The sequence below is a fragment of the Motilibacter rhizosphaerae genome, from assembly GCF_004216915.1.
Classification (GTDB): Bacteria; Actinomycetota; Actinomycetes; order Motilibacterales; family Motilibacteraceae; genus Motilibacter; species Motilibacter rhizosphaerae.
Window position 1 is genome coordinate 945662 of the sequence record NZ_SGXD01000002.1, and the last position, 12185, is coordinate 957846.

Annotated in this window: 11 protein-coding genes; 6 read left to right on the plus strand and 5 right to left on the minus strand. The window is 75.8% G+C overall.

What is annotated here, in order from left to right; all coding sequences use genetic code 11:
* Nucleotides 1-41 precede the first annotated feature (41 nt).
* Both EV189_RS09890 and EV189_RS09895 read right to left on the minus strand, forming a co-directional pair.
* Nucleotides 42-1190, minus strand: a complete 1149-nt coding sequence (locus EV189_RS09890) for a glycosyltransferase family 4 protein (protein WP_231116234.1) — start codon at nt 1188-1190, stop codon at nt 42-44.
* An 11-nt stretch (nt 1191-1201) separates the two neighbouring features.
* Nucleotides 1202-2254: a glycosyltransferase family 2 protein gene (locus tag EV189_RS09895; RefSeq protein ID WP_130492711.1), complete on the minus strand. Its 1053-nt coding sequence runs from the start codon at nt 2252-2254 to the stop codon at nt 1202-1204.
* Between the two features lie 246 nt (nt 2255-2500).
* Here EV189_RS09895 and EV189_RS09900 point away from each other — a divergent pair, with 246 nt between their 5' ends.
* On the plus strand, nt 2501-4033 hold the full coding sequence (locus EV189_RS09900) for an LCP family protein (RefSeq protein WP_130492712.1): 1533 nt from the start codon (nt 2501-2503) through the stop codon (nt 4031-4033).
* A complete protein-coding gene (locus tag EV189_RS09905) occupies nt 4030-5142 on the plus strand; it encodes an LCP family protein (protein ID WP_130492713.1) in 1113 nt (370 codons plus the stop codon). The genes EV189_RS09900 and EV189_RS09905 overlap by 4 nt, the downstream gene beginning before the upstream one ends.
* On the opposite strand, the gene EV189_RS09910 is transcribed toward EV189_RS09905, so the two are convergent.
* Nucleotides 5139-7334, minus strand: a complete 2196-nt coding sequence (locus tag EV189_RS09910) for a sensor domain-containing protein (RefSeq protein WP_165400225.1) — start codon at nt 7332-7334, stop codon at nt 5139-5141. The genes EV189_RS09905 and EV189_RS09910 overlap by 4 nt on opposite strands.
* Before the next feature lie 78 nt (nt 7335-7412).
* Here EV189_RS09910 and EV189_RS09915 point away from each other — a divergent pair, with 78 nt between their 5' ends.
* From EV189_RS09915 to EV189_RS09920, 3 genes are all read left to right on the plus strand, one after another.
* Nucleotides 7413-7832, plus strand: coding sequence for a CoA-binding protein (locus EV189_RS09915; RefSeq protein WP_130492715.1), 420 nt, complete (start codon nt 7413-7415; stop codon nt 7830-7832).
* Nucleotides 7833-7939: 107 nt separating this feature from the next.
* Nucleotides 7940-8260, plus strand: coding sequence for a hypothetical protein (locus EV189_RS20635; protein WP_231116235.1), 321 nt, complete (start codon nt 7940-7942; stop codon nt 8258-8260).
* Nucleotides 8257-8985 carry a GNAT family N-acetyltransferase gene (locus EV189_RS09920; RefSeq protein ID WP_231116236.1) on the plus strand — a complete coding sequence of 243 codons (729 nt, stop codon included), beginning with the start codon at nt 8257-8259 and terminating at the stop codon, nt 8983-8985. The genes EV189_RS20635 and EV189_RS09920 overlap by 4 nt, the downstream gene beginning before the upstream one ends.
* Nucleotides 8986-9074: 89 nt before the next feature.
* Here the strand turns inward: EV189_RS09920 and EV189_RS09925 are convergent, their stop codons facing one another.
* Both EV189_RS09925 and EV189_RS09930 read right to left on the minus strand, forming a co-directional pair.
* On the minus strand, nt 9075-10559 hold the full coding sequence (locus EV189_RS09925) for an HNH endonuclease signature motif containing protein (protein WP_130492717.1): 1485 nt from the start codon (nt 10557-10559) through the stop codon (nt 9075-9077).
* A 299-nt stretch (nt 10560-10858) separates the two neighbouring features.
* Entirely contained in the window at nt 10859-11302 is a 444-nt protein-coding gene (locus EV189_RS09930; RefSeq protein WP_130492718.1) for a pyridoxamine 5'-phosphate oxidase family protein, read from the minus strand.
* 62 nt (nt 11303-11364) lie between these two features.
* On the opposite strand from EV189_RS09930, the gene EV189_RS09935 reads away from it, so the two are divergent.
* Complete coding sequence (locus EV189_RS09935; protein WP_130492719.1) at nt 11365-12171, plus strand: hypothetical protein; 807 nt, start codon at nt 11365-11367, stop codon at nt 12169-12171.
* Nucleotides 12172-12185: the final 14 nt, after the last annotated feature.

A 12185-nucleotide genomic window follows, 5' to 3' on the forward strand; every position in this document is an offset into this window, starting at 1 on the left:
GGGGCGGGTTCCTCCTCGTGGACTGCGTGCAGCCGCCGAGTCTACTGGGAGCGCCGGGTCGCCAGGCGCTCGTAGACGCCGAGCAGCGTCGCGCCGTCGACCTCCCAGGACAGCTCCGCCTGGGCCGCGCGCACGTTGGCGCACAGCTCGGGCCAGCGCTCGACGGCCTCGCGGACGGCGCGGGCGAGGCCGCGGGCGTCGCCCGGCGCGTACAGCGTCCCGAGGTCGTGCGCGCGGACGACCTTCGCCAGCTCCTCGACGTCGGTCGCGACGACGGGGGCGCCGACGCGGACGGCGCTGAACAGCTTGTTGGGGAGCGCGACGCGGTGGTTCGGCCAGCGGGCCGAGTGCGTGACGAGGGCGAGCCCCTGGCTCGCGAGCAGCGCCTCGGCCTCGGGCAGCGGCACCGAGGGACGGACCTCGACACGACCGGGCTCGTACGCCGCCAGCCAGGTCGGGTCGGCCGGGCCGATCGCGGTGAACCGCAGCTCCGGCACCTCGCGGGAGGCCGCGGCGATGGCCTCGAGCTCGCGGTACGGCGCCATACGGCCCGAGTAGACCGCCCCCACGGGCCTCTCGGGCAGCGCGGGCGGCCCCTCGAGCCCCGGGAACGTGTTGCGGACGACGTCGACGGAGTCCCAGCCGAACCGGCCCCGCAGGAGGCGCGCGACGCCGTCGCCCACCGTGATGACGGCGTCGGCGCGGGCGCCGAGCGCGGCCTCCGCGGCGATGGCGCGGCGGGCCGCCAGCGGGGTGGGCCGCGAGGTGCGGGGACGGCCGGACCAGAACTCGTGGCTGTCGTAGACGAGCTGCGCACGGCGGCGGTCGGCGAGCCGGGCGCCCAGCTCCAGGGTGTTGAAGTCGTGCGCGTGGACGACGTCGGCGGGGACCTCGCCCGCCACGCGCTCCGCGTCGGCCGTCCAGCGGGCCAGCACGCTGGCGTTGTGCCGCGGGAGCAGCGCCCACCGGGCGGCGCGCAGGTGCAGGGGCAGCACCCGGGGGGTCGCCGGGGCGTCGGGCCGCTTGAGCCCGCTGCCGCCGCTCGCCGACAGCACCGTGACGCCGGCAGGCCGCTCCCACCCGGCCGGGACGTCGCGCCCGACGACGGTGACCTCGTGCCCCGCGGCGGCGAGCGTCGTCGCCTCGCGGACCACGCGCGAGTCGCCCGCCACGTCGGACGTGACGAGCATGAGGACCCGCATCAGGCCGCGCCCGGGTCCGCGACGAGCCCGGGCAGCTGCGGGTGCAGCGGCACCAGCGAGCGCGGGCTGGACAGGAAGCCCGCTCCCCAGGCGAGGTGCATCGTCGCGTAGACCGCGGGCAGCAGGACCGCGGCGCGGGGTGGCAGGCCCCTGGCGGTGAGCGCGGTCCCGGCGAGCAGGGCGAGCCCGTAGCCCGCCGGCAGCACGAACCCGGCGGGGTGCACGGCGACGCCGACCACGGTGCCGGCGGCCACCGCGACGACGACCACCGGTGCCGCGAGGTAGCGCAGCGAGACAGTCCCCTGGTGGCGGCGCATGACGACGCGGCGCCAACGGCCGTAGTGGAAGTACTGGCGGGCGAGGCGGCGCAGGTCGGGCCGTGGGCGGTAGGACACGCGCAGCCGCGGCGAGAACCAGACGAGGCCGCCGCCCTCGCGGATGCGGTGGTTGAGCTCCCAGTCCTGCGCCCGCGAGAACGACTCGTCGTAGCCGCCGAGCCGCTCCAGCGTCGCGCGCCGGAAGACCCCGAGGTAGACCGTGTCGGCCGGGCCGGCCTCGCCGCCGGTGTGGAAGCGCGCGCCGCCCACGCCGAACCAGCTCGTCATCGCCCGCGCGACGGCCTGCTCGAAGGCCGACTCGCCCTCGGCGGCCATGATCCCGCCGACGTTGTCGGCGCCCGTCGACTCCAGCAGCTCGACGGCCGTCCGCACGTAGTCCGGGCCGAGCATCCCGTGGCCGTCGACGCGCACGACGATCCCGTGACGGGCGGCCCGGATCCCCGCGTTGAGCGCGGCGGGCGTGCGGCCGGTGGGGTTGCGGACCGTGCTCACCCGCGGGTCCTGCGCCGCGAGCTCGGCGGCGATCTGGTCGGTGCGGTCCTTCGACGGGCCGAGCGCGAGCACCAGCTCCAGCTCGCCGGGGTAGCCCTGCTCGAGCACGTGCCGGACGGCGGTGCGGAGGTGCCGCTCCTCGTCGAGCACCGGCATGACCACGGAGACGGCGGGCCAGGGGGCGGTCCGCCCGGCGGGCGGGGTCGTCTCGGTCGAGTCCATGGCGGAGGCCACCGTACCGGTCGGGGCTGGGCGCCCCGCCTCCCCGCGGGCCCGGCGCGCCGCTCCCGGGGACGGCGGCGACCGGCCCGTACCCTGACGAACGGTGCGGATCCTCAACCCGGAGGAACCGTCGGTCGAAACGTCCGTGCCCGCTCGTTCGTCGGTCTTCCGGACCTGCGAACCAGCCCGACATCGACACGTGAGCACGACGACGTGGCACGACACCGCCCGGAGGAACCCCACCCGATGCCCGTGCCTCCCGACGCCCCCAGCAGCGCCGCCCCCCTCGGCCCCCGTCCTCCCCTCCCTCCGGAGCTGGACCCCCGCGGGGTGCGCCCGGCGCCGCGCCGCCGGCGGCGGGGACGGTGGATCGCGGGCGGGCTCGCGGCGGCGGTGCTGGTCACCAGCGGCGGGATCTACGGCGCGGACCGCTTCCTCAACAGCAGGATCACGCGCATCGACCCGTTCCACTCGGTCACCGGGGCCGTGCTCGCCCAGCCGGCGAAGGTCAACGAGTCGGCGACGAACATCCTGCTCGTCGGCTCCGACAGCCGCCAGGGCATGAGCCGCAAGGACGAGGCCCGCCTCCACGTCGGCAGCACGGCCAGCGCGGAGGGCCAGCGCGCCGACACGATGATGCTGCTCCACATCGGGCCGGGCTCGAAGAAGGCCGTGCTCATCAGCTTCCCGCGCGACTCCTACGTCGAGATCCCCGCCCACACGAGCTCCGCCGGCACGCCCGTCGCGGCGCACAAGGCGAAGATCAACGACGCATACGCCGAGGGCGGCCCCGCGCTCGCCATCGAGACGGTCGCCCAGGTCACGGGCATCCACATCGACCACTACGTCGAGATCAACTTCCTCGGCTTCGAGCGCATGGTCAACGCGCTGGGCGGCGTCACGGTCTGCGCCCCCCGCAACCTGGTCGACAAGGACTCCGGGCTCGACATGACGAAGGGCGTCCACAAGATCGACGGCGAGGTGGCGCTGAAGTACGCCCGCGCCCGCCACATCGACTCGGACTTCGGCCGCATCGGGCGCCAGCAGGCGCTGCTCGCCTCGCTCTTGCGCCAGACGGAGTCGGCGGGCACGCTGGCGAACCCGCTCAAGGTGACGCGCCTGGTCGACGCGCTGCTCTCCTCCGTCACGGTCGACAAGGGCCTGTCGCAGGGCGACATGCTGGGACTGGCCCAGCGGCTCAAGGGACTCTCGGCGAGCAGGGTCACCTTCGCGAAGATCCCCGTGACGGACGACCGCTACGACCCGCCCGGTCCGGTCTCGTTCGCCGTGCTCTGGGACCCGGTGAAGTCGGCCGAGCTGTTCCAGGCCGTCCGTGACGACCAGCCGCTCGCGCCGGAGACGTCGTCCTCCGCGTCGCCGCACACCGTGTCGGCCGGGGTGACGACCGCGCCGTCGAAGGTGCGCGTGCAGGTGCTGAACGGCGCCGGCGTCCCGGGGCTCGCGAAGAAGGCCGCCGCCGACCTCGCCCAGGTCGGGTTCCAGGTCGCCGGCACGGGCAACGCCGCTCGGACCGCCGCGACCGCCCCGGTCATCCGGTACGACCCGCGCTGGTCGGTCTCGCTGCAGACGCTCCAGGCCTCGCTGCCGGGCGCCACGGCCCAGGCGGTGACGGGGCTCGGCGGCACGTTCCAGGTCGTCGTCCCCGCTGGCTGGTCCGGCGCGCGGAAGGTGACCGCCGCGGCCGCGACAGCCGCGCCGACGCCGTCCTCGACCGCCAGCGTCGAGACGAAGTCGGCCGCCGACACCACCTGCGCGTGAGCGACTGGCCCGAGGGCTGGGACCGCCCGCCGGACGTCCCACCCCGCGCCCCGGAGCTGCAGCCGCAGCAGCCGCGGACCACCGTCCTGCCGGCGCACCTCGACCCCCGCGCCCCGGCACCGCCCCCACGTCCGACGGCGCGCCCGCGCCGCTCCCCCCGCCTCCCCCGCGTGCGCGTCCTGCGCTGGGTGCGGCCGCGGCGCGTCCTGGCGCTCGTCGTGCTCGTCGTCGTCCTGCTGGCGGCGAACCTCGTCGCGGTCGGTGTCTGGACCGCGACGCACCTCCAGCACCTCGACGCGCTGCCGCCAGCCGCGGGCCGGCCGCACGACGGCAGCGACTCGGTCTGGCTGCTGGTCGGCTCCGACAGCCGCAGCTCGCTGACGCGGGCGCAGCGCGCCGCGCTGCACACCGGCACCGCCGAGGGGCAGCGCACCGACACGATCCTGCTGCTCGCGGTCCCCCGCACCGGCAAGCCGGTGCTCGTGAGCCTCCCCCGCGACTCGTGGGTGACGATCCCGGGCCACGGCAAGGACAAGCTCAACGCGGCCTACGCGTACGGCGGGGCGCAGCTGCTCGTCCGCACCGTCGAGGGGGCGACCGGCGTCCACGTCGACCACGTCGCGGAGGTGGGCTTCCTCGGCATCGTCGACCTCACCGACGCGGTCGGGGGCGTGCCGGTGTGCGTGCCGCGCGCGATGCAGGACGCGAAGTCCGGGCTGGACGTCGCCAAGGGGTGCCAGACGTTCGACGGGAAGACCGCCCTCGCGTACGTCCGGGCGCGCTACTCCGACCCGAAGGGCGACCTCGGCCGGGTCGAGCGGCAGCGGGCCTACCTGCGCGCGCTGCTCGGCAAGGCCGTCTCGTGGAGCCTGCTGCTGCGCCCCGACCGGCAGTGGCGGCTCGCACGGGGCGGCACCTCCGCCGTCGCGGTCGACGGCGCCGGCCCCGTGGAGCTCGCCCGGCTCGTCCGCGCCGTCCGGCAGGTCGGGGGTCCGGGCACCGAGGCCACGGTGCCGGTGAGCACGACCGCGCTGCGCACGAGCAGGGGCGTCGCCGTCGCCTGGGACGCGGCCGCCGCGAAGGCGCTCTTCGCGCAGCTCGCGCGCTAGCCCCGGCCGGCGGGCTCGGGCGCCAGCACAGGGCGCTCGAGGAGCAGCCGCTCGAGGGCCCCGACCTCCATCGCCGGGGCGAAGAGCCACCCCTGCGCCAGCGGACAGCCGAGCTCGAGCAGCGTGGCGCGCTGCGCGGGCGTCTCGACGCCCTCGGCCACGACCTCGAGCCCCAGGGCCGAGCCCAGGCCCACCACGGCGCCCACGATCGCCTCGTCCTCCGCGGAGGCGCCGAGGCCCGCGACGAAGGACGTGTCGACCTTGAGCTCGGTCACCGGGAGCCGCTTGAGGTAGCGCAGGCTCGAGTAGCCGGTGCCGATGTCGTCGATCGCGATCCCGATGCCGCGCGAGCGCACGAGGTCCAGCGTGCCGAGCAGCTCCGGCGCGTCCTCGACGAGGACGCTCTCGGTCACCTCCAGGCAGAGCCGGCCGCCCGGCAGCTCCGCGGCGGCGAGGGCCTCGTCGACCTCCCCCACGAAGCCCGGGTCGAGCAGCTGGCGGGCCGACACGTTCACCGAGACGCGGAGGTCGAGCCCGGCACGGACCAGCCGCGCCGTGTCCTGGCAGGCGACGTGGAGCACCTGGTGGCCCAGCCGGCCGACCAGCCCCGTCGCCTCTGCCACGGGGACGAACTCCGAGGGCGGGACGGGGTCCGCGGGGTCGCTCCAGCGCACCAGGGCCTCCAGGCCGACGACGCGGCCCTGCGCCACGTCGACCTGCGGCTGGTAGTGCACGCGCAGGCCGCCAGGCGAGCCGTTCGGCCGGTCCAGCGCCGTGCGCAGGGCCTGCTCGAGCTGCCAGCGGCGCTCCTCCGCCGCGCGCATGGCCTGGGCGAACAGCCGCACCCGACCGTGGTCGTCCCGCTTGGCCTGGTACATCGCGGTGTCGGCGTCGCGGAGGAGGTCCCTGGCGGCTGCGGCGCGGTCCTGGTCCCGGCTCGGCCGGGTCGTCGCCACCCCGAGGCTGAGCGAGGGGCGCAGCTCCGCCCCCTGCAGGACGAGGGGCGCGGTCGCGGCGGCCAGCAGCCGCTTGGCTACGACGACGGCCTCGTCCGGTGAGCGCAGCTCCTGGCAGAGCACGACGAACTCGTCGCCGCCGAGCCGGGCGACGGTGTCCCCCGCCCGGGCGGCCGCGCGCAGCCGCCGGCCGAGCGCGACCAGCAGCTCGTCGCCGACGACGTGGCCGAGCTGGTCGTTGACCGGCTTGAGGCGGTCGACGTCGCAGAAGACCAGGCCCACGGAGTAGCCCGAGCGGGCGGCGCTCTCCAGCGCCAGCTCCGTGCGGTCCTGCAGCAGCGCGCGGTTCGGCAGCCCGGTCAGCGGGTCGTGCAGCGCGCGCTCGCGCTGGCTGCGGTCGAGCCGGTCGCGGTCCAGGGCCAGGGCCGCGACCTCGGCGAGCAGGACGAGGTGGCGCTGCTCGTCGCTGGTCGGCCCCTCCTCGTGCAGCTGGTAGCAGCACAGGACGCCACCGACCGTGCCGTCGCGGCGGTCCAGCGGCTGGCACCACGCCGTACCGATCCCCACGCGCGCCGCGAGCTCGGCGAAGCGGCCGAACCCGCCGGGGTCGCTCCTGCGCACCTGCACGGGTGCCCCGAGCTCGGCCGCGCGGCCGACCGCCCCGCCGTCCGGCCCCACCGGGAGCCGCGCCGCCGCCCGGCGCATCTCGTCCTCAGCACCCTCCGAGGCCACGAGGTGGAGCAGGCCGGTGTCCTCGTCGAGCACCCAGACCATGGCGATCGCGCCGGCCAGCGTGCGGACCGCGAGCTCGGCGACCCCGTCGAGCGTCTCCTCCAGCGGCGTCGCCGCCGCCACGACGGCGCTGAGCAGCGTCGCCTGCCCCGCCAGGAGGTCGGCGGTGCGGCGGGCGGCCGTCGTGTCCCTCGTGAGGATGGCGTGCTGGCCGCCGGACGGGAAGATGCGGCTCTCCAACCAGCGCCCGATGCGCGGGTAGTACGCCTCGGTCTCGGTCGGCTCCCCGGTCGCTACTGCCCGGTGGTGCGCCTCCCAGAAGCGCTCCGCGTCGGGCGGAACGAGCTCCTCGAGCAGGAGCCCGAGCGACTCCTCGGGCGTACGGCCGAAGATGGCGCACAGCGACGCGTTGACGAACACGACCCGCCAGTCGCCGTCGAAGACGGCGACGCCGTCGGTGACGGCGTCCATGGCCGGCTGGAGGCGCTCGAGCTCACCCGTCATGCGGTCACCCTTCCCCAGCGACAGCATGCTCCTCCCCCGGCCGGGGGAGCCAGCACCGGGACGGGGTAGGCAGGGGGCGTGAGCAGCTACGGCGACGACGAGACGATCGGCCGCATCCTGGCGGAGACGAGCACGTGGGCGGTGGTCGGCCTGTCGACCGACACGTCGCGCGCGGCGTACGGGGTGGCGCGGTTCCTGCAGCAGCAGGGCAAGCGCATCGTGCCGGTGCACCCGCGGGCGGAGACCGTGCACGGGGAGCAGGGCTACCGCACGCTCGCGGAGGTGCCCTTCCCCGTCGACGTCGTCGACGTCTTCGTGCGCAGCTCCGGCGCCGGCGCGGTCGCCGACGACGCGGTGCGCATCGGCGCGAAGGCCGTGTGGTTCCAGCTCGGCGTGGTCGACGAGGCGGCGTACGACCGGGTGCGGGCCGTCGGCACCGCGATGGTGATGGACCGCTGCCCCGCGATCGAGTGGCCGCGGCTCGGGCCGGTCGCCTGAGCCGACGTGCCTGATGTCCTGACGTCCCTGACGTCCCTGACGTCCCTGACGTGCCAGGATGCCCGCGGGCAGGCCGCGCGGGGGCGCGGCCCCAGGGGGAGGTCGCCGTGGCTGTCGAGGTCCGCACCAGGTGGCTGCTGGGAGGGCTGGCCGCTCTGGTCGCGGCGCTGGTCGTCGCCGTCGGCGTGCTGGCGCACCAGGTCAGCGACCTGCGCGACGAGGTGGCCGCACAGCCGACGCCGGTCGTGCAGGGGGGCGGGATCCGCGAGGTCGGTCCCGACCAGCTCGACCCTCGGCTCTGCGCCTTGCTCGAGCGGTTCGCGCTCGCCGACCGCATCGACGTGCGCAACGACCTCGGAGCGGACGATGCGGATATCTCGGACTGCGACGTCGCCGCGGAGAAGGTGTGGCTGGCGCGGAAGCAGTGACAGCCGACCGGCTCGACCTGCTGGCGCACCACGGCTGGCCGGCGCTCGAGGTCGTGGAGCGGGACGGGTGGCTGCTGCGCTTCGCCGGCGGCGTGACGCAGCGCGCGAACTCCGCACTGCCGCTGACCGTCCCGCGCGCCGGGGTGCCGCGCGCGCTCGAGGCGGTGGTCGAGGCGTACGCCGCCCGCGGGTTGCCGCCGCTCGTCCAGGTCAGCGGAGCGTCGCCCTCCGGCCTGGCCGACGAGCTCTCGTCGCAGGGGTGGAGCCCCGGGGACGTGGCGGTCGCCGAGGTGGCGGACGTGGCGCTCGTGGCGGCGGAGGCTGCCGGGGTCGAGCTCTCCGCGGTGCCGTCGCAGGAGTGGCTGGACCTCTGGTGGTCCGTCGACGGGCGCGGCGGGGACGCCGAGCTGGAGGTCGCCCGGCGCATCCTCACCGGCTGCCCGTCCGTCTACGCGCTCGCGCGCGACGGGGGCGGCCCGGTGGCAGTCGGTCGGCTCGCGCTGGTCGAGGGGTGGGGCGGGGCCTACTGCCTCGCCGTCCGCTCCGGCGCTCGCCGGCAGGGGCACGGTACGCGGGTCCTCCGCGCGCTCGCCGCCGCCGGACGCGACGCCGGGGCAGAGCGGCTGTGGCTGCAGGTGCTCGAGCACAACGCGCCGGCGCGGGCGGCGTACGAGCGGCTCGGCTTCGCGCCCGTCGACAGCTACCGGTACTGGCGGCTCGGCTGATCGCACCGCTGGCCCCGTCCGGGCTGGTGCCGGCGGGGCTGGGCGTGCTGCTGCGCTGGTCCTGCTCGTGCTCGGTGTGGGGCCTGGTGTCAGGCGGCGCAGGGTTGGGGTTCTGGTCGCGCTTCGTAGACCCTGCCCAAGGGGGTGCGGTGGGCGATGGTGCCGTCGGGGAGTGGTGTGGTGGTCCATCCCCACCAGGTCTTGAGGTTGTGGTGGAGCCGGCATCTGGGGCAGAGGTTGCGGCAGGTGGTGTGCCCGCCGCCGGGGTCGTCGGGCTCGTCGTGGTTGTACGGCACCGTGTGGTCGACGTCGCAGCGGCTCGCGGGGACCGAGCACGTCGGGTGCCCGCAGTGCAACCACAGTCCGATCACGTGCGCGCGTTGCGCGGCGGTGGGCTGGTAGCGCAGCTTGTGGAGGTCGAGGAGCCGGCCGTCGGGGTCGGTGATGGCGAGCTGCCAGGTCCCGTCGGAGGCGAGGAGGCGGCCGAGGTCGGCGGGGATCGGCCCGTGGCCCACGAGGTGGGCGGGGTCCTCGGCGAGGCCGAGGAGGGTGGCGGCGGAGATCTGCACCTGCACCGCGACCGGGGCGGCCGTCCTGGCAAGGGCGGGCAGGAAGTCGCCGTCTGCGCTCGGGTCGAGCAGCACGGAGCAGACCGCGACGAGCGCGTCCGCGCGTGAGCCGGCTCGAGCGGCGAACCCGCCGTCGGCGGTGGGCAGGTCGCGGGCGATGCGGTCGAGCGCCCCGCAGACGACCTGCGCTTCGTCGGCGGTGAGCAGGGCGCGGATCTCGGCCATCCCGTCCGGGAGCGGGGTGATCCGGACGGCGCGCTGCTGGACGGCGTCGGCGTGCCGCTCCGCCGCCCCGCGCGGGTCGAGCTTCGCCACCGCGCGACGGACGTCGCGGCGCAGCTCGCTGACCGTCCGCTCCGGGGCGCGGCGCAGCACGACTGCCTCCAGCGCGGGGATGTCCTCGTCGGCGAGGACGGACGCTTCGTCCACGATGACGCGGGCGTGCGCGGGGGAGACGTGGCCCTCAGCGAGCAGCCACCGCGTACCCGGGTGCCGGCTCGTCAGCAGCACTGCGCCCTCGACCATCGCCGCGGTCCCGCGCTCGGTCATCCGCAGCGCGAGCGCCATCTCCGCCCGCGCGGACGCCTCCGCACCACCGCCCCGCGCGGCACCGGGGACGGTCTCCGCTGTCGCGGTCGCGATCTGCCCGTAGGCCGCTGCGACCGCGGTCGCCTTGAGCGCAGCGACCGCGCTCTCCAGCCGCGCGCAGGCCTGCACGATCGCGAGCCGCGCGTCGCCAAGGACCACTGACTCGGCTCTGGCCGAGGTGAGCCCCTCACCCCCCGCCGACGTCGAGGGCAGAGCCGGTTCGCCGGCCAGTGCCCACGCCCGCAGCAGGCCCTCGTCGCGACTCAGCTGCTGCACCAGCGACAGCAGCATCGGCCCCGCCGCGACCTGCTCCAACGCCTGCGCGAACGGCAGCCCCGGTTCGGGCAGGGCGACGACCCCGGGCACGGGGCGGACGGGCAACCCGTCACCCCGCTCAAGACCGTCGTTCGAACGCATGTTCGAATCATACGCCTCGGAAGAAGATAGGACAAGAGCCCGTGGCGGCGGACGTAGCTCGCTCGCGGCTCCCCACCATGTCCGAGGACGCGCAAGATCACGGGAATCGGGATGCCGATCCACCGACCACCCACGCTCAACTTGTGCATGATCACGGGAGGTGGAGGGGCGGACCTGGGCGCGGGGCCGACCCCACCGCCGGACAGCCCCACGACGTGCATGATCACGGCGTAGGAGAGGGCGGACGTCCGATGTCGAGGGTGGACGTCCGAGGTCGCCGGCCCACGGCCTGCCATCGGCTAGGACCGGTGGCGCACCTCCACCCCGCGCCCGGGGTGCCACGAGGTGATGCGGAGGCCGCCGTCGAGGTCCGTGACGACGACCTCCGTCAGCTCGACGACGAACACGTGGGCCCCGCCCTCGTGTTCCCCCGGCAGCTCGCGAGCGACCCCGGCGACCTTCGCCTCGCCCGGCCAGTCCGCGCCGCCCTCCCCTGCCGGGTCGACGGTCGGGCTGTGCACTGCCACGCGCGGGTCGCGCTGCAGGTCGCGGGCCTTGAGCGCGCCCGACATGGAGCCCAGCACGAGGCCGCGCTCGTCGAACTCGACCTCGGTCCCGCTGATGCGCGGCGAGCCGTCCGCGCGCAGCGTCGCCATGGTCGCGTGCTTGCGCACCGCGAAGCGCTCGCGCGCCGCCGCTGCCAGCGCGGGCTCCGCGGCGGCGAACTCCGTCCACGTGGTCATGCCCGGAAGGGTAGGGACCGGCACCGACAGCCGATCGCACCGCTACGGTCATGATCATCCCGATGCGGAAGGCGGCCCAGGTGCCCAAGCGGATCCTCGTCCTCGTGACCGTCGTCGGCCTGGGGTCCGCGGGAGCAGGCGCCGCCGGCGCCGCAGCGGCGACCCGCCGGCCCACGCTGAGCGGTGTCTGCGTCAACGCCGCCACCAGGGCTGTCACCGCGCCGCGCACGGTGACCCGGAAGACGACCGCATGCCCGAAGGGCAGCACGCTCTACGGCTTCCCCGTCCAGACGAGCGCGGGGGAACCCGGGCTCCCCGGGCCGGCGGGCGCGACGGGCGCGCAGGGACCAGCGGGCCCGCAAGGACCAGCGGGGCCGGCAGGAGCGACCGGCGCCACGGGCGCCACCGGGCCCGCGGGGCCGGCCGGCGCCACGGGGCCCAAGGGGGCCACCGGCCCCGCGGGACCCGTCGACGTCTCCAGCTGGTCGAGCGACCCGTCGACGTTCGCGAAGTACGTGGAGGGCGCCGACGTTCCGCTGGCTGCCGGCGACTACACCGTCGCCGCGAGCGCGCAGGCCTACAACACGACAGCGGTGGCGGCCGGCGGCGGCAGCTACTGCTCGTTGAGCCGCATCACGCGGAGCTCGGGCGGCGGGACCAGCGACTACGAGTTCGGCCGCGCGTACATCGCGAACGTGCCCCAGCAGAACTGGGGGAGCGCCTCGGTCACCCTCCCCCTGCATGTGACGACGGCCCTGTCGATCCGGGTCACCTGCTACTCGCCGGTGCTCACATGGTCGTCCGTGACCCTCACCGCCACGCGGGTCGGCACGCTGCACGCCACCGGGACGGTCGCGACCCTGCCGTGAAGTGCGGGCCCGAC